The organism is Bacillus sp. DNRA2 (genome assembly GCF_012843265.1).
Classification (GTDB): Bacteria; Bacillota; Bacilli; order Bacillales; family Cytobacillaceae; genus Bacillus_BU.
The window spans coordinates 50,949-68,537 of record NZ_JABAIT010000018.1 but is presented as its reverse complement, the minus strand read 5'-3'; the positions used below and the strand labels follow the sequence as shown (position 1 = coordinate 68,537).

The window sequence follows — 17,589 nt, the reverse complement described above, 5'->3', positions numbered from 1 at the left end:
TGTTCAACAAAAAACAATAGAAATTTGAAGGGTAAGTCGGATTTTGTAAAAAAATATTGATGTTACTATTGCTATTTAGAAAAGTTGCTGTTATTATAAAGAACGTGAATTGGAAAGCTAATATTCAAATTATCTTGAGTCTTTCCAAGCAGATAATTTTGACCACTTCTCATTTGAGGAGTCAAGGCAACGGTTCGCCGGGTCAAATGCCGATTGGCAACTTTAGTTGCCTTATTGATTGAGTTAAAAGCTCAAATTTTATAAGTTGGTTACTTTACAACCAGTGCATGTATTGCACACAACTTGTGAAACGGTCAATAAGAGTGGTAAAAGTAATTATTTGCTATATAGACTCTGATCCTAATAAGATATATTTTGAATATTAATGAGCTTTCTGACGTAATAGTACTGGGAGTTTTTTGTAAGGGTATCCCTGACATTACGGATAGGATAAATAGCTTTTTAATAATGACGATTATATCTAAGCAAGTGTTGTGCGCGAATATTAATGCGTATTTCACTTGCTTTTTTGCCGTTTATAAGTTTTAAGTTTTATCATCTTTTTCCGTCAAACAACCTTAGAAAATCGCGAGTAAGGCTGTTATGGAAATCATTAGCTTTGAAAAATCTATTTGACGAGGAGATTAGAAAATGGGTAAAGCACTTATCATTGGAGCTGGCGGAGTAGCTTCAGTTGCCATTCACAAATGTGTTCAAAACAGCGAGGTTTTCGAAGAGATTTGTATCGCAAGCCGTACAAAATCAAAATGTGATGATTTAAAAGCAAAGTTAGATGGTGGAAAAACTAAAATTACAACTGCACAGGTTGATGCAGATAACGTTGATGAATTAATTGCGTTAATTAACGAAGTTAAGCCGGATATCGTTATGAACCTTGCTTTACCATACCAAGATTTAACAATCATGGATGCTTGCTTAGCAACAAAAACTCATTATATGGATACAGCTAACTATGAGCCAGAGGATACTGCTAAATTTGAATATAGCTGGCAATGGGCTTACCAAGAGCGCTTCAAAGAAGCTGGAATCACTGCCCTTTTAGGAAGCGGCTTTGACCCTGGTGTAACAGGAGTTTTCTCTGCTTACGCTTTAAAACACTATTTCGATGAAATTGAAACCATCGATATTCTAGATTGCAATGGCGGTGACCACGGCTATCCTTTTGCAACAAATTTCAACCCTGAAATCAACATTCGTGAAGTGTCAGCTAACGGAAGATATTGGGAAAACGGTGAATGGATTGAAACAAAACCAATGGAAATCAAGCGCGTTTATAACTTTGAAGAAGTTGGCGAAAAGGATATGTATTTGCTTTATCACGAAGAGCTTGAGTCTCTTGCAAAAAACATCCCTGGACTTAAGCGGATCCGCTTCTTCATGACATTTGGTCAAAGCTATTTAACTCACTTAAAGTGCCTTGAAAATGTTGGTATGACATCAATCGAGCCAATTGAATATGAAGGAAAGCAAATCATTCCACTTCAATTCTTAAAAGCAGTTTTACCAGATCCAGCTTCACTTGGACCTCGTACAGTTGGAAAAACAAATATCGGCTGTATTTTCAAAGGTAAAAAAGACGGCGTTGAAAAAACTTATTATGTTTACAATGTTTGTGACCACCAAGAGTGCTACAAAGAAGTTGGCTCACAAGCTATCTCTTATACAACTGGCGTACCAGCAATGATCGGTGCAGCCATGGTTCTAACTGGCAAGTGGAATAAGCCTGGTGTTTACAATATTGAAGAATTTGATCCAGATCCATTCATGGAAGAATTAAACAAGTGGGGCCTACCATGGAAAGAAGATTTTAACCCAGTACTTGTTGATAATGAACCAATTAAAGTTCAAGATCCGGAGACCGTAAAGTAAATGCGCTTTGAAGAATTACCTACTCCTTGTTATGTAGTCGATGAAGGTCTTCTGGAAAAAAATCTTAAAATCCTGAACGGAGTCATGGAACGGACTGGATGTAAGATTGTCTTAGCACAAAAAGCATTTTCAATGTATTCACTCTATCCTCTTATTGGAGAATATTTGAGCGGCACAACCGCGAGCGGGCTTTTCGAAGCCCGCCTCGGTTATGAGGAAATGGGGAAAGAAAATCATGTTTTCTCCCCTGCCTATCGTGAAGATGAAATTGATGAGATTATCGAAATTTGTGATCATATCATCTTTAACTCTTTTTCACAGATTGAAAAATTTAAGGATAAAGCCCTTAAAGCTGGAAGAAGTATTGGTTTACGTATCAACCCAGAATGCTCTACGCAAATTGGTCATGATATTTACAACCCATGCGCACCTGGTTCACGCTTTGGTGTAACACTTAAAAACTTCCGTCCTGATTTACTTGAAGGTATTGAAGGACTTCATTTCCATACACTTTGTCAGCAAAACTCTGATGACTTGGAAACGACCCTTAACGCAGTCGAGGAAAAGTTCGGTCCATATTTACGTAAGATGAAATGGATTAACTTTGGTGGGGGGCATCATATTACAAGAGAAGATTACGATATTCCAAGATTAGAAGCTTGCATAAAGAGAATGCAAGATGAATATGGTTTAGAAGTATATCTTGAACCAGGCGAAGCAGTTGCGCTTAACGCAGGTTATCTTGTCACGACTGTACTTGATACACTTGAAAACAGCATGAACATTGCAATTTTAGACACATCTGCGTCTTGTCATATGCCTGACGTATTAGAAATGCCCTACCGCCCTCCTTTATTAGGTTCTGGAGAGGTTGGCGAAAAGCCTCATACATATCGTCTTGGAGGTCAAACTTGTCTCGCAGGCGATGTGATTGGCGATTATTCGTTTGACCAACCATTAAAGAGTGGCGACCGTTTAGTGTTTGGTGATATGGCCATTTACACTATGGTAAAGAACACAACTTTTAATGGCATGGCCTTACCAGCCATTGCTGTCCAAGACAAAGATGGCGAATGTAAGGTTGTTCGCCAGTTCAGTTATCAAGATTTTAAGATGAGATTATAATTAAAAAAGCAATAGCGATTTACCTTGGCGATCGTTGCTAAAGCTAGACATTAAAAAACCAGACTTTAAAGTCTGGTTTTTTTTAAAACAAGATATAATAAGTGATTCATATAGATTAAATCCCCCCCCCATTTGGAACCGATATGTTATGACCTATTATTTCTATGAACAGGACAGTTGACTGCTTTTTTCACATGAATTTCATCCCAAGTACCCCTTAACCCATCATAATTAAGCATACGTCCGAAAAGAGGTTCACCGATTCCTAAAATTAGTTTTATACACTCGTTAGCTTGCATGCAGCCAATGACTCCAGCTGTAACCCCTAAAACTGGGATTGGTGTTTTCGGAATTACATTGTCATAACCCAGACAAGACAGGCATGCAAATTCGATTCCAATATCCATTACATATCCAGAGAATCCGTAAACTCCGCCTTCGACTAGCGGTATGCCCAGTTTCATACAAGTCTGGGCGACAGTTATTCTTGTCGCTATATTATCCACACAATCTACCACAACGTCCGAACCAGCGATATATGATTCTGCATTATCCATATTCAGTCTGTCATTGATTAGAACTAAATTTACGTTCGGATTTAGCATAGATAATTTTTCTTTTGCTGATAGAGTTTTTAACTTTCCCACATCTTCTGTGTTATGTAAAAACTGCCGGTTCAGATTAGATTCCGATACGACATCATCATCAAAGATTCGAATGGTTCCGACTCCAGCACTGGTGAGATAGGTAAGGACAGGAGAACCAAGCCCTCCTGTACCAATAACCGAAACCGTACTTTGCTCCAGTTTTTTCTGCCCTTCCTGCCCGATTTGAGGGATTATCAATTGTCTTTCGTATCTCACATTAACCACCTCCTCACATAATCAAATACTAGTAAACTATTCATTTTGTTTCTCTCGTACTTTATTTTTTAGCCAAAAGCATAATTCATCTAATCCCACGTCTTGAGTACAGGATGTTTCAAAAATGATTGACTTATCATTAAGTAGTCTCACATTTTTATAAAATTCAGCTGTGTCAAAGTTGGTATACTCAACCAAGTCAATCTTGTTTAGAATGACAACTCCTGACTTCTCAAAGGCTAAAGGACATTTCAGGGGTTTATAAGTCCCCTCGGTTGTACTCATTACCGTTACTTTGATATCTTCGCCAATATCAAATTCTGCCGGGCATACCAAATTGCCAACATTCTCAACAATCAACAGTTCAATCTCATTAAGATTGATGGTATCCATAGCATTCCGAATCATGTTGGCATCGAGATGGCAAGCTCCTCCGGTGTTAATTTGAACAACCGGCACCCCCTTAGCTTCAATTCTTCGAGCATCCAAACTCGTATAGGGATCTCCTTCAATGACTGCTATTTTAATATCTACTTTTAATTTGGATATAATCTTTTCGAGGATCGTGGTTTTACCTGAACCGGGTGAACTCATCACGTTTAGTACATAGACCTTCTTTTCATCTAGCTTCTTTCTATTTAGGGAATGAATCTCATCGTTTGCTTTTAGAATATCGGTTACAACTTTTATCTCACTCATCGTTTATTCTCCTCTTTTGTAATAATAAAAGTGTATCCCCCTCTGTAGCGCTATCAATTTATATCATTGCACGGTTCATATAGGCAATGCTGCAGGCCCCTTCATTCGTAACCATACAAGGTCCTGCTGGATTTGTTGGTGTGCATTCTTTTCCAAAATTAGGGCAAATTTGAGGTTTCATACCTTTAAGTACCTCACCGCATAGGCAGTTTTGTCTTGTTGTCTCTATCATATCAGGTAGCTGTAAATCAAATTTAGCTTCGGCGTCAAATTTGCTGTATTCACTTTTAAGTACTAGGCGGGACTGAGGCAACATGCCAACACCTCTCCAGTTTGCATCCTTAAGTGTAAAGGTTTCATGTATAAGGTTTTGCGCCCTTAAATTCCCTCTTTCTTTTACGACACGATCATATTGATTCATTAAGACACACTCGTTCTTATCAAAATGGACCATTGCCTGAAGTATGGCCTCTAAAACGTCAACTGGTTCAAACCCGCTTATCACACAAGGGATTCCATATTGTTTTACAATTGTGTCAAAAGGAGTTGTTCCTGTAACCATTGCCACGTGTCCAGGACAAAGCAATATATCCATTTTTGAATTCAAAACTACATATTCCATGGCAGGAGGGGTGATCCGATGAGAAGAAATAATCGAGAAGTTTTCTATATTACCGGCCTCCTGAATAATTGCGGCTGTACCTGGGGCAGTCGTTTCAAACCCTACCGCAAAATGGACCACCTCTGTTTTAGTCGTTTTTGCTATATTAAGAGCATGTGAGATATCACAGACCATTCTCACGTCGCCCCCCTCAAGTCTTAATTGTTCCAAAGAGCCCCATCTTGTCGGCACCCTTAATAAGTCCCCGTAGGTTGTAAGAATAATATTTTTTCTTTTTGCCAAATTCAGCCCGATACCAATCTCTTCCTCAGGTGTAACGCAAACAGGACAGCCGGGACCGCTGATTAATTGTATATTGGGAGGCAAAAGATCGCGCAGGGCGTATTGTACAATGGTATTTTCATGGGTACCGCAAAAATTCATGATTTTTAATTCCCGCTCATGGAGTCTTTTATTTTCTTTCTCGATGGCATCTATCAGCTGTCTTGCATAAGCATCTGTAGCAACCACATCACGATACATCTTTTGAGGGTCTTTGAGTATTTCGGTTGCAAAGCCTGCATGAACAATAACTGTGTCACCTATTCCAACATTGGGAAGCAGCGCAATGGAAACTTCCTTCAACGCCCCCCTGAAACTAACCACTGCACTTTTTCCCATTAATTCTGTAACTTTCCCGAAAGCTGCAACACACATCCTAATCACCTTCACTGAATATGTAAGTTTACTCTACATCTAGACTTTCAATATAAAATTCTTTCCCGGCAATGATTTGAAAACTTTTTTTTGCACAAACACCACATTGTGAAAACGGAATTTTCGTTTCGAATTCATTCCCGCATATTCGGCACCGTACTTTAACCGGAACGCGCTCAATAACAAGACTTGCTCCTTCTATTGGTGTTGCCTGAACATAAATCTCAAAGCAGGACTTCATGGTCATATCTTCTACGCCGGTCAGTTCTCCTACGATAAGTTTGACTTCTTTTACCTTTTTTACGCCATACTCTTTGATCTTTTCATTTATTACATCATAAATACTTCTTACCATAGCCAGTTCATGCAACTTACGGTACCTCCTTCTCTAAAAAACTATGTTTTTTATCTCTCGGTACAGGAAATGCACGGGTCAATACTGCCTATGACGACAGGAATATCTGCAATCTTACTTCCAGGCAGCATGACATGAAGGGCTTCCCAGTTCGGGTATGTCGGGACTCTCCATTTGATCCTCTCCGGAATAGCCGTGCCGTTTGTTCGTGCGTAATAGATCAATTCACCTCTTGGAGCTTCCGATTTTGCAATCGCCTCTCCAGCTGGAATATCCGGCATATAATCCAGGCAGGTTGGTCCGTCAGGCATTTGCTTTATACACTGCTCAATGATATTAATCGATTCAACGACTTCTTCTAGTCTTACCATAAGTCTTGAATAGACATCGCCATTTTTCTTTGTTACTGCATTGAATTTCAGCTTGTCATATGCTGCATAAGGGTTGTCCGCCCTCACATCATATCCAAGACCAGATGCTCTCGCGACTGGCCCGACCACGCCATAAAGGACAGCTTTATCTTCAGGAAGGATACCGATGCCCTCAGTACGGCGGCGAATCGAGGCATTCGTCCTGCATATCCCCGTTATTTCTTCAAGCGGTTTTTTTAAATCGTCCAGCGTTTTAAGAATATACCTGCCTTGCTCGTCAGAAATATCATATCTAACCCCGCCTATACTATTGACGGATAAATTCATTCTATTACCGAAGATTGATTCTTTTAGATCCTGCATCGTCTCTCTAAGCTCCATTGCATGCATAAACAGAGAGTCGAAACCGATAATATGCGGAATTAGACCAATGTTAAATAGATGGGAGGAAATACGTTTAATTTCATCGGCAATCGTTCTTAAATATTCGGCTCTTTCTGGAATGTCAATACCGGCAATTTTTTCAATTGCCATACAATAGGTAAATGGGTGGTTATTAGAACAAAGCGAACAAACTCTTTCAGTGAGAGTTAAGTTCTGGTAAAAATTCCTTTGCATCGCCAGGAATTCAATTCCGCGATGGACATGACCGGCATTTATATCTAGACCGACAACCGTCTCGCCCTCCACCTGCACTTTGAAATATATGGGTTCTTCCAGGACTACGTGTACCGGACCAATAGGAATCGTATAGCTACTCACCGATTTTCGCTTCCTTTCTGTCAGACTTCATGATTTTTTCCCACAAAGTGCTGGTACTTGCACCTCTCATTGCTTCAGACAGTGGAATCATAGTGTGATCTGTCAAATAAATGTTTTCATCAAGAAACAGTCTTTTGGAATTAGGATGACCATTCAGCTTGATGTTATAAAGCTCCTGCATTTCCCTTTCATGCCAGTCTGCGCTTTTCAGCACCGGGGTTATTGATTTTACTGTTCTCTCCATATCCGGTAACGTAATACGAACAGTAAAATTTACTCCCTCAAAAAAGAAGTGATAATTGATAACCAAGCTGATCGGTTTTTCATTTACAAACGCCTCATCGGGCGCTTTGCCGGCGATAATCGTTGGCGTATTTAATGGAGAAATCGTCATCACTCTTCCCTTAAAACTGGCTACAAGCTCTGCAACTATATAAATATCCTCAGGGTTGGCCAGACTGCACCAACCGCATACAACACCTTTTTTATCAATATCCCAGCTAAGGTCCATTTTTCCATCTGGTTTTTGAATGATATTGCTTTCAAAGTGTTTCATTACTCCTTCTGTCATATCTTAAATACACCACCTTCCCATATTGTTTTTTTGCGGCATTTCTCACACATTTTAGTCAATCCCTTCACATCGCCTTCTTCTCCATATAACATTGCCACTAACTTTGGCGAAAGCGGTATTAAAGGTTCACCGCAGCGTGTACACTGTTGTTTTCTGATTAAAGTTCTTTCCGTATAGTTGAATTTTTCAACTTGTAAATGTGCAGTATGGTAATCGTTTGTTAAATGAATGGCCTTTGTTGGGCAGTAATACTCGCACAGCCCGCAAAATGTACAAGAATTGTGCCACACGACAAAGTTAAATGCATTTTTATCATTAGTTTCCTGTATCCTTATGGCTCCGCCTGCGCATACATATTCACACATATGACACGCCACACATTCATCCGGATTATGCTTAATTTTTCCTCTAAGTTTTTCCGGCGCCGGTGAATCTTCAAAGGGGTATTGAATGGTTGACGGACCTTGGATGAGATTCCTTAAAATCAGTTTCAAAATTGAACTCATTTATAATCCCCCCTAGAACCTGGTCTTCCAAATTTCAACCGCCATTGCAACCCCGTCAATTATTGCTTGCGGCCGCGGAGGACAGCCTGGAACATTCACATCCACTGGAATATACGCATCCAGTTGGGTCTCCACAGCATAACTGTCTCTAAAAACCCCACCAGATATAGGACAAATACCGACTGCTACAACAACCTTCGGATTTGGTATTTCATTATAGACACGTAAAACTTTCTCCTTCACAACAGCAGTAACCGGCCCTGATATCAATACAATGTCCGCGTGCTTCGGGCTTCCGCAATATTTGCATCCGAGACGTTCAATATCGTATCTAGGAATCAAAGCAGTTGTAGCCATTTCTACATCACATCCATTACAGGAGCCGGCATTAATTCGATAGATCCAAGGAGACTTTTTTACGATTTTTTGAAGTAAATCTGACATAAATATTTCTCCTTCAAATAGATTAGATTCTGATAGAAAGCAGCGTAAAAACCATACTAATTAATGCCAAAGCGGTCGGGAATAACAGATAGAATTTGAATGCCTGATCCATACGCATTCTGGCTCTTGTAGCTCGAACAAGTGTAATAGTAAAAAAAGTTACAACTATGCATTTAAAAATGAACCATAACAGATTCACTAGCCAAAAGTTACCTATGCCTGACGGAAAAAATAGCGCAACAGTAAGGGCAGACACAACAAGGATCTTCAAGCCGCCAGTGAGCTTAAACATTGCAAGTCCCGCACCTGAATACTCCAAAAGGGTTCCCTCAGCAATTTCCGTTTCAGCTTCCGGTATGTCAAAGGGAACAACTCCGATTGTTCCGGGAATACAGCACATAAATGCCAAGACAGCAGGCAGCATGGGCAAATCAAAAAGTAATAGTCCGTTGTCCAATTGGTAATTCACAATCCTGGTCAATGAAAAAACCGCAGTTTCCCCTCCTGCCATTCCAACTCTCATTCCAACCGTCAAAAGAACAATCGTTAAGGGTATTTCATATGCCAGCATAATGACCATTTCTCTCGATAGTCCAATCGAACTATATGGGGATCCGGAAGCAGATGCCCCAATCATCAAGGCTAGCGCTGGTGTAGCGAGCAAATACAATAACACGAGAAGGTCTCCCGATGGATATAGGCCAGAAGAAATCCCTGTGACAGGAATGATGGCAATCGCTGCAAGCATACCTGCGAAACCCATTAATGGAGCAAACCTGAATGCAATATTGTTGGCAGTCCTTGGCACTAAAATTTCCTTTTTTGAAAGTTTTATCAAATCAATATACGGTTGATATATTGGTGGACCTACACGTCTTTGAAGACGCGCATAAATTTTCCGGTCAACACCGGTAAGAAACAAACCTAATACAATGGCGAAAAGGCCTCCAGGAAAAATCAAAATATTTATAAAAAGTATTAAAATTTCCATTAATCCTCTTCCTCCTCACCATCACCAAAAACAGGTACAAATATTTTGTGTAGTTTCTTAACCAGCTTTGTTGGGGTTTCATACATGTTTTGTGAAGCTGCATTGATCTTATCGGTATCGATATCAGACACACCACAGGTATAGGCGTCAGTATATCGTATCTTTTTGCTTGAAGACATAAGGTATAACAAACCTACAACAAACCCCAGAAAAATCGCTATAGTGATGATTCCTACCTGCCAAACACCAATCGGCGTTTTAACACTGAACAATGTAAAGGAAGGCTGAGCGACACCAACCAATGCTAACACCTTCGATATTACCATTAGGGGTAATCCGGGCATTATACCAAAAACAATACTGACGGCAGATAATACTCCCATCGGAACCAGCATAGTCCAAGGTGCTTCTTTTATTTTTTCTGAATTGCTTGCCGTGACACCAAAGAAAGCAGAATGCATAAATTTAACAAAATAAGCCATTGTCATGACACTTCCCGCAAGCGAAAGGATTGCAAGAAATACCTGGCCCTTTTCCATAGCCGCTTCATAAATGATCCATTTTGATGTAAAGCCACTGAAAGGAGGTATGCCGGCCAATGACAAAGCACCTACCATGAAAAAGGCTAAAGTTATAGGCATTTTTCTACCAAGTCCGCTGATGTAATCCAGATTTTTAACATGCGCCTGTACCATAATGGCCCCTGCAGCAAGGAAGAGGAGATCTTTGAAAAACATATGGTTGACAAAATGCAGCATGGCCCCTGTCAGTCCCAGGGTTGAACCAAGGCTTAAGCCAAGAATCATATAACCAATCTGGCTGACTGTACTATAAATCAGCAATCTTTTTATACCTCTTTGTACAAGTGCCATCGCACCAGCACCTACAATGGTCAGACCTGCAATCCAAGACACAGTGTACATCAGAGTAGAACTATTAAAAACCATTCCAAGACGTCCTACAACAACGGTGCCTCCCATAATAAAGAAAAACTTAATAAGGCTGTATGGCGCACTTTTTAATAAGACGGAAGATATATATCCGCTGACAGGTGTTGGCGCAGTTGCAGGATGCATCTGGTAGTCAATTCGAAATGGAAGTACCGCAGCTTTCATAAGGAATCCAACCGTAATGAGAACCAAGCCTGTTCCAGCCATACCTAAGTCAACATCCTTTAAACGCTCCCCTACGACACCCATTTCAAAGGCGCCTGTTTTCGCTGTTATAATAAGGATTCCTAAAAACGCAATACTTGCGCCGATATAATTAAAGATAAAATACTTGAAACCTTCTTTTAGCGCCGCTCTCGTCTCCTCATGGATGATGGAGAAATATAACGTCCAGCTACTCATAATTTCCCAATATATAAAGAAGGAGAAGAAGTCCTTGCTTGTTGCGACACCAATCAGTCCGCTAATCATCATTAAGAAAAACATGTAATAGCGGTTTTGAGCATGTCCGTGTCCCATATATCCCAAAGAGTACATCACATTGAGCAAACCTATGAAGGCAATCAGCAGGGCAAAGCTTAAAGAGAAAATATCGAACTTTTCATGTAAAACAGAAATGGAGATAAGTGTTGCAGACAACACTGCGAAAGAAAGCCACCCGGCAACTTTCGGAGAACGTTTACCCAAAAAGTACACAGCTAGACCACCAAGCATCGGGATGATGACGATTACAGGCCAGTTCACCTGAATCTGAGGGATGAATGTAACCGTTATCCCTCCTTTGAGTGCAACAGCCTTCGCCGCAGATATTACCAGCTTTAATGCAAATTGAGGAAACAGTCCGTTAAAAATCACCAGACCAGTGAGTAAACCAATAGGGACAAGCATGGACCAATGTCCATCTTTTACGGCAGCCCCTTCATATTTTTCAAAGAATAATGTTTTGATCAGCCTTATGTAATAAATCGCAGCAAAAATGCTGCCAAATAGAATCAAAGCCGCGATATACCAATTACCTGAGTTAACCGCTGCATACAACATAAGAAACTTACTGATAAAGCCGTTGAATGGAGGTAAACCGATAATGGCTAGGATACCAATTGACATGCATCCTACGGTAAACGGCATTACCTTTCCAACTCCCTTTAATGCATTTAAATCTCTTGTGTTCAGTTTATGCACCAGTATGCCTGCAGAAAGGAATAGCAGACCTTTCATGATTGCATGATTCAAAACATGATAAAGTCCAGCAACCATGCTCAAATATGTTCCCAATCCAAGAATGGAAACAATCTCGCCTATCTGTCCCATAGTTGAAAATGCCAGCAGTCGTTTTATATCTTTCTGGCGTAAGGCCATGATCTCTCCATAGAGAGACGTTATGATTCCTAAAATGGATATGGTCAAGCCAGTATAGGTTAGCTTTCCAGCGGACCCTAATTGAGTCAAGATACCTACCCCGAAAATAGCAAACACAATTCTCACAAGCCCATATATTCCTATTTTAGTAAGGACACCTGAAAGAACGGCTGAAACAGGTGACGGAGCTTGAGGATGCGCTTCAGGCAACCAGCTGTGCATTGGCACAAGACCTGTTTTAACACCGGTTCCAATAACAAACATCACGATTACTGTCATTAGGAGTCCCGGCTCCAGCAAAGGAAGTTTTTCTGAAATCATTCCCATGTCAAGAGTTCCGGTTTTGTATTGCAACGCCAAAATCCCAAACTGCATTATATAGGCTCCGGACGTACACATCATAAAATACTTAAAACCGGCTTTTAATACCTTTTGTGTCGGTTCTTGAACGATTAGCAAATATGATGCCCAGGTCATCAGTTCCCAGAACACATAAAAATTTCCAAACTTTGTACTCGTTGCCACGCCGATCAAACTGCCTAAAGTAAGCAGCATAAAGAAAAAATAACCATTGTTGCACTTTTTATTTTTAAAATATCCAATTGAATAGATGATAGCTAATAACATAATAATTGAAATAATCAACGCAAAAAGTTTGGACAGGCCATCGATTCTCCCGTCAATCCAAACCATTCCAACTGTCGCTGCGGCAATACAAACAGCTAGTGCTCCTCTCAGCTTCGGCCAAAAAAGGCCCATAATGAAAACGAAAAAAGCGCCGATATAAGGTATCAATACCAGCAAAGGCCATTGTGAATCCAAAACAGGTAATTCAAGCTTGGATGTCCCAAACACTAAATTTGCCAAATTCCCACTAAACCTTATTAACGGTTCGGGAAAGAGTGATGTCAACGCAGTAAAAGTTGCTAGAGCAATTACCGCTCCGTAATTGATCTTATTAAACCACACAGATGTATTATCCGGACTATCGGGGTTAGGAGCAACCTCCACAGCTTCAGCAAAACAGATTTGATGCAAAATCCTGATAAAATACCACGCTTCAATAATACTGCCTATCATTGCCAGTGCGGCATAAACATAATTACTGTTTTCTATACAAGCGTATACAATTAGAAATTTGCTGATAGACCCCTTAAATGGGGAAAGTCCCATCACAGAAAAGATACCAAAAGCAAACAACGTCGAAATGAATGGTGAAGTTCTACCAGTTCCTGTTAATTTCTCAATGTATTGCGTCTTACCGCGCTTTGTTATGACAAATGCAGCAAGAAATACCAAACCCCTCATAAGAATTTGATATTCTAGATGGAGAAAGCCACCTGTCTGCCCAACAAAAGTACCGCTTCCGATACCGAGTAAAATATATCCTATTTCAGCAATCGAAGAATATATCAGTAATGCCATTAATTTTTCAGTTTTCATAACAGCAATGACTTCAAAGAGCAGCAAAATTATGAGACCCATAAATGGCAATGCGTTCAATCTTTTCCCCCCTCACCTGACTTTTTTTAAAGTAAAAAGGTTGATATCAATCAACCTCCTGCCACAACAGGGAATATACAAATTAAATCATCTTGGTTTAATTTTGTTTGAATCCCCTCACAATCTTCTATATTCCGTCCATTTACAAGAATAATGATTTCATTACTAAGCTGTTTATCCTCAAAAACTTTTTGTTCAAACTTTTTGCCATACTTTCTGCAGAGTTTCTTTAATAGCTCTTCGACTGTTTCGCACTGATCCATATTTGATTGTTTCGTATGCGTGTAATCCCTAATATAGGCAAAAAATTTAATCATCATAAAATAATCACCTGAGATTGAATTTACCGACAGGCATATACGCGAAATATATAACCTGTCGGCATAATTTGTTTCAGTATTTTCTATTATTCTATCGAAAGCTCATTCCTTTTTATTTCTGATGGAACACCTGCTTCATCCCAGCCCCTTAAGGCATAGTATTCAGGAAGCATAACATCCAGTTCAGTAACCTTGCCTTTTGCAGGTCCCTTAGAAATTGGTTCGGTCAATAATCTCGGAGGTAGGGTATCATCTCTCTTTGTGAACCCGTACTTAAGATTGATCATCTTCTCCAGGTTCCATGTTCTTTCACCGGATTGAAGAATCTCTTCATCCGTATAGTTTATGCCTGTTGCTGTCCTGACCATTTCGGCAATCTCAGGCAAGCCTATTGCGAAAGTGACAAAAAGGCACATTCCTACAGAATCGACTACAGCCGTAAGATCCTGGAATGTTTTTAGCATGGCAGGCTTGCCTTCGGTCACAAGTGGATCCATCTTTACAGGCAATCCAAGTATTTCAGGTGACGTCAAATACCCGCGGACATGGCAGCCTCCTCGATTTGAGGTTGCATATTCAAGACCCATTCCCTGCAAAGCCCGTCCATCGTATGCCGGCATTTCCTGTTTTTTGACCGTCATTGACAGTTCAGGATGCCCGAATTCATCGGCCATTCGATAGGAGCCTAACGCCAGCTTGTCTCCAAAACCCTCCCTGTAACCAGTCATTCTTGTAAGCTCTACAATCGCGTTGGCATCACCAAAAAGTAAGTCTCTTCCAATATCGTTTGTTGAAGCGTAACCCTTCTCATACAATTCCATTGCACATGCTATTGTTGAACCCATGGTTATCGGATCCATGCCAAGCTCATTGCATAAGAAGTTCGCTTCGCAAATCGCTTCCAGATTATTTACGCCGCAATCTGCTCCAAATGACCAGCCTGCTTCATATTCAGGCCCTTCACCAAAGTTTGTGAACTGAGATCTCTCGATTTTCGTGACCCTGCCACAGCCTATCGCGCAGTCAAAGCAACCTCTATTTCTGATGAGATACTTCTCTGTAAGGGTTTCGCCGCTTGTATCGTCTGCTTTATCAAAAGAGGATTCTTGCCAGTTCCTTGTCGGAAGTCCCCCCGACTCGTTCAGAATATTTACAAGTACCTCTGTTCCGTACGTAGGCAGACCAGCGCCGGTTACCGGATTTGCTTTTATCTTGTTCAATGAATCCATGCATGCATCCATAAATTCCTTTTGCTTTGCCACCGTTATTGAATTCGTACCCTTTACAGCTATTGCCTTCAAGTTCTTTGAACCCATCACAGCTCCAAGTCCCGAGCGACCGGCGGCTCTGTTTTTATCATTCATAATTGTAGCGAACAATACAAGCTTCTCACCCGCCGGCCCTATACACGCAACTTTTGCATCTTCAATCGTTTCTTTCAATAGCTCATCCGTAGTGGCAGGAACTTCCTTACCCCATAGATGGCTTGCATCCCTTAGTTCAATCTGATCATCATGAATATAAAGATAGATTGGCTTTTTAGCTTTACCTTCAAAAATGATGCCATCGTAACCGGCATATTTAAGCTCAGGACCAAAATATCCACCTGAGTTAGAAGCTCCGATTGTACCTGTCAACGGAGCTTTTGTTACTACTTCATACCTTCCTGCGGAAGTAGCCAACGTACCTGTAAGTGGCCCGGTCATGAATATCAACTTATTTTCAGGACTAAGGGCGTTTACATTTGGGTCAACTTCATTTATGTAGATTTTTGTTCCAAGGCCCCTTCCTCCTAGATAAAGCTTGGCATCCTGAAGGTTCAGCGCTTCGGTTTTAATAGTTTCATTTTCTAAATTCACGCGGATAATCTTTCCCATCCAACCGTTCATATACTCTTCACCTCCGCAAACAAATCCTTAAATTTTTCTGCAATTACCCGTTTTTTGTTTATATTGCCAGTGGTGCCATCTACATACTGAATTGCCCCAGCTAGACACACTTTTGCACAATTTGGATCACCATCACACAGATCGCACTTTACGATTTTCTTTTCTCTAGCGCTGAAAGAAATATTTCCGAAAGGACAAGCGCTGATACACATCTTACATACAATACATTTTTCCGAATCTGATACAACAGCGCCGTTTTCATCTCTCGAAAGCGCATTTACTGGGCATACCTTCATACAGGATGGGTCTTCGCACTGCATACACATTACTGGGACTGAAATGGCAGCTTCTTCATAAAATAGTACAGTTACTGCCGATTCCCTCGGGTTGAATTCACCTGTTTTAATAAAGGAACAAATCAACTCACAGCTTCTGCAGTTGGTGCATTTTTCAGGAGAAATCGTTAATATTTTACTCATGATTATCCTGGTTACCGCATTTGCGATGCCAGTTACACCTCCTCTAAACACGTCATAATGATTACGCTTTCACTATAATGTTAATTTTTTTAAAAAACTAACAATTATCTTTAAAAAGTAATGCTATTTTTTTTGTCACGAATTATCCATATCTTAATATGAATCCAAATAGTACTATATCTATGTAAATGCTAGTAGTTAAAATAAGGAGGTGTTTGATAAATGCTGACTAATTTTAATAGAGCTGTTGAATTAGTAGAAGGCTTAGAAACTGATTACACAAAATTACTATATTATGATCTTTCTCCAATGCATTGTGATTACAAATCATATGAAAACACTAGGCTTTGTACAATAATAGAAGGTTGCAAACATGTTTCCATTAATAAGGACATTCAATTTACTTACAAACCTGGCCAATTTATTGTTCTGCCACCCCATGCGAATGTACATATGGATATTGATATCCCTACAAAAGCTTTAGTTTTTGAACTCAACGACAACCTATTAAAAAAGGTTACAGAGAAGATTAGTATTGAAATTGATGCAGATTATAACCTAATTAAAGAAAACAGATTTTTCCTAGGTAAAATAAATGCAGAGCTCGGAAAATGTTTGAGTAAACTTACTAATGTTTCTGCAATGTTTGATAAAAATAAAGAATTCTTGATCGATCTTTATGCTCAGGAATTGGTATATCATTTAGTTCAAATAAAAGGCATACAGCAGATTATAAATCTTGAACATCATCATCCTATTACCCAATCTATCAAATATATCCAAGATAATATCAAACAGCCGATAAGTATATGTCAGTTGGCTAACGATCTAAATATGTCAGAGGCCAATTTCTGTAATTCTTTCAAAAAGATAATTGGAATAACCCCTAAAGAATATATAACCAACCTTAAGCTCACCCAAGCAAAAAATTTGTTGGAATATCACAATGTTACTGAAGTTGCCTATGAACTTGGTTACGAAAATATTTCACATTTCATCGCACTCTTTAAAAACAAATATGGCATTACACCAAAGCACTATAAAAGCATTGGAAAAGTTCCAGTGGTTTATAAATTTTAAGCTAGATTCATCGCTCGCATAATACTTCACCTAGTACAATTCATCATGAGTATTTCTTATAGAAATGAGTGGCTCAAATTACTCCTCTTTTATGATCATCAAAATATTCGC

16 protein-coding genes are annotated in these 17,589 nt (G+C 39.8%); 3 read left to right on the top strand and 13 right to left on the bottom strand.

The features are described from left to right. Window positions 1-651 precede the first annotated feature (651 nt). Window positions 652-1,890 (top strand): saccharopine dehydrogenase family protein, encoded by a 1,239-nt coding sequence (locus HHO41_RS15405; protein WP_169100208.1) that lies wholly within the window; start codon window positions 652-654, stop codon window positions 1,888-1,890. Next, a complete protein-coding gene (gene nspC, locus HHO41_RS15400) occupies window positions 1,891-3,015 on the top strand; it encodes a carboxynorspermidine decarboxylase (protein ID WP_169100206.1) in 1,125 nt (374 codons plus the stop codon). 146 nt (window positions 3,016-3,161) lie between these two features. Here nspC and HHO41_RS15395 read toward each other — a convergent pair whose 3' ends face one another. The 13 genes from HHO41_RS15395 to HHO41_RS15335 all read right to left on the bottom strand — a co-directional run bounded on the left by HHO41_RS15395 (window position 3,162) and on the right by HHO41_RS15335 (window position 16,398). After that, window positions 3,162-3,878: a ThiF family adenylyltransferase gene (locus tag HHO41_RS15395; RefSeq protein WP_169100204.1), complete on the bottom strand. Its 717-nt coding sequence runs from the start codon at window positions 3,876-3,878 to the stop codon at window positions 3,162-3,164. Between the two features lie 36 nt (window positions 3,879-3,914). Next, complete coding sequence (gene hypB / locus HHO41_RS15390; protein ID WP_169100202.1) at window positions 3,915-4,577, bottom strand: hydrogenase nickel incorporation protein HypB; 663 nt, start codon at window positions 4,575-4,577, stop codon at window positions 3,915-3,917. 58 nt (window positions 4,578-4,635) lie between these two features. Next, on the bottom strand, window positions 4,636-5,895 hold the full coding sequence (gene hypD, locus HHO41_RS15385; RefSeq protein ID WP_169100200.1) for a hydrogenase formation protein HypD: 1,260 nt from the start codon (window positions 5,893-5,895) through the stop codon (window positions 4,636-4,638). A 28-nt stretch (window positions 5,896-5,923) separates the two neighbouring features. Then, window positions 5,924-6,265: a hydrogenase maturation nickel metallochaperone HypA gene (hypA, locus tag HHO41_RS15380; protein WP_169100198.1), complete on the bottom strand. Its 342-nt coding sequence runs from the start codon at window positions 6,263-6,265 to the stop codon at window positions 5,924-5,926. Window positions 6,266-6,300: 35 nt separating this feature from the next. Beyond that, window positions 6,301-7,311 carry a hydrogenase large subunit gene (locus HHO41_RS15375; RefSeq protein ID WP_348981290.1) on the bottom strand — a complete coding sequence of 337 codons (1,011 nt, stop codon included), beginning with the start codon at window positions 7,309-7,311 and terminating at the stop codon, window positions 6,301-6,303. Window positions 7,312-7,375: 64 nt separating this feature from the next. Then, window positions 7,376-7,954: an NADH-quinone oxidoreductase subunit C gene (locus tag HHO41_RS15370; RefSeq protein WP_211171180.1), complete on the bottom strand. Its 579-nt coding sequence runs from the start codon at window positions 7,952-7,954 to the stop codon at window positions 7,376-7,378. Beyond that, window positions 7,951-8,463 carry a 4Fe-4S dicluster domain-containing protein gene (locus HHO41_RS15365; protein WP_169100194.1) on the bottom strand — a complete coding sequence of 171 codons (513 nt, stop codon included), beginning with the start codon at window positions 8,461-8,463 and terminating at the stop codon, window positions 7,951-7,953. The genes HHO41_RS15370 and HHO41_RS15365 overlap by 4 nt, the downstream gene beginning before the upstream one ends. 12 nt (window positions 8,464-8,475) lie before the next feature. Next, a complete protein-coding gene (locus HHO41_RS15360; protein WP_169100192.1) occupies window positions 8,476-8,907 on the bottom strand; it encodes an NADH-quinone oxidoreductase subunit B family protein in 432 nt (143 codons plus the stop codon). Window positions 8,908-8,929: 22 nt separating this feature from the next. Beyond that, window positions 8,930-9,898, bottom strand: a complete 969-nt coding sequence (locus HHO41_RS15355) for a respiratory chain complex I subunit 1 family protein (protein WP_169100190.1) — start codon at window positions 9,896-9,898, stop codon at window positions 8,930-8,932. After that, window positions 9,898-13,710 (bottom strand): proton-conducting transporter transmembrane domain-containing protein, encoded by a 3,813-nt coding sequence (locus HHO41_RS15350; RefSeq protein WP_169100188.1) that lies wholly within the window; start codon window positions 13,708-13,710, stop codon window positions 9,898-9,900. The genes HHO41_RS15355 and HHO41_RS15350 overlap by 1 nt, the downstream gene beginning before the upstream one ends. A gap of 50 nt (window positions 13,711-13,760) precedes the next feature. Further along, on the bottom strand, window positions 13,761-14,030 hold the full coding sequence (locus HHO41_RS15345; protein WP_169100186.1) for a ubiquitin-like small modifier protein 1: 270 nt from the start codon (window positions 14,028-14,030) through the stop codon (window positions 13,761-13,763). 86 nt (window positions 14,031-14,116) lie between these two features. Then, window positions 14,117-15,919, bottom strand: a complete 1,803-nt coding sequence (locus tag HHO41_RS15340) for an aldehyde ferredoxin oxidoreductase family protein (RefSeq protein WP_169100184.1) — start codon at window positions 15,917-15,919, stop codon at window positions 14,117-14,119. Continuing rightward, on the bottom strand, window positions 15,916-16,398 hold the full coding sequence (locus HHO41_RS15335) for a 4Fe-4S dicluster domain-containing protein (RefSeq protein WP_169100182.1): 483 nt from the start codon (window positions 16,396-16,398) through the stop codon (window positions 15,916-15,918). The genes HHO41_RS15340 and HHO41_RS15335 overlap by 4 nt, the downstream gene beginning before the upstream one ends. Window positions 16,399-16,620: 222 nt before the next feature. Between HHO41_RS15335 and HHO41_RS15330 the strand changes: the two genes are divergently transcribed. Then, the gene (locus HHO41_RS15330; RefSeq protein ID WP_169100180.1) at window positions 16,621-17,478 is read left to right on the top strand and encodes a helix-turn-helix domain-containing protein; all 858 of its coding nucleotides are present in this window, start codon (window positions 16,621-16,623) and stop codon (window positions 17,476-17,478) included. Window positions 17,479-17,589: the final 111 nt, after the last annotated feature.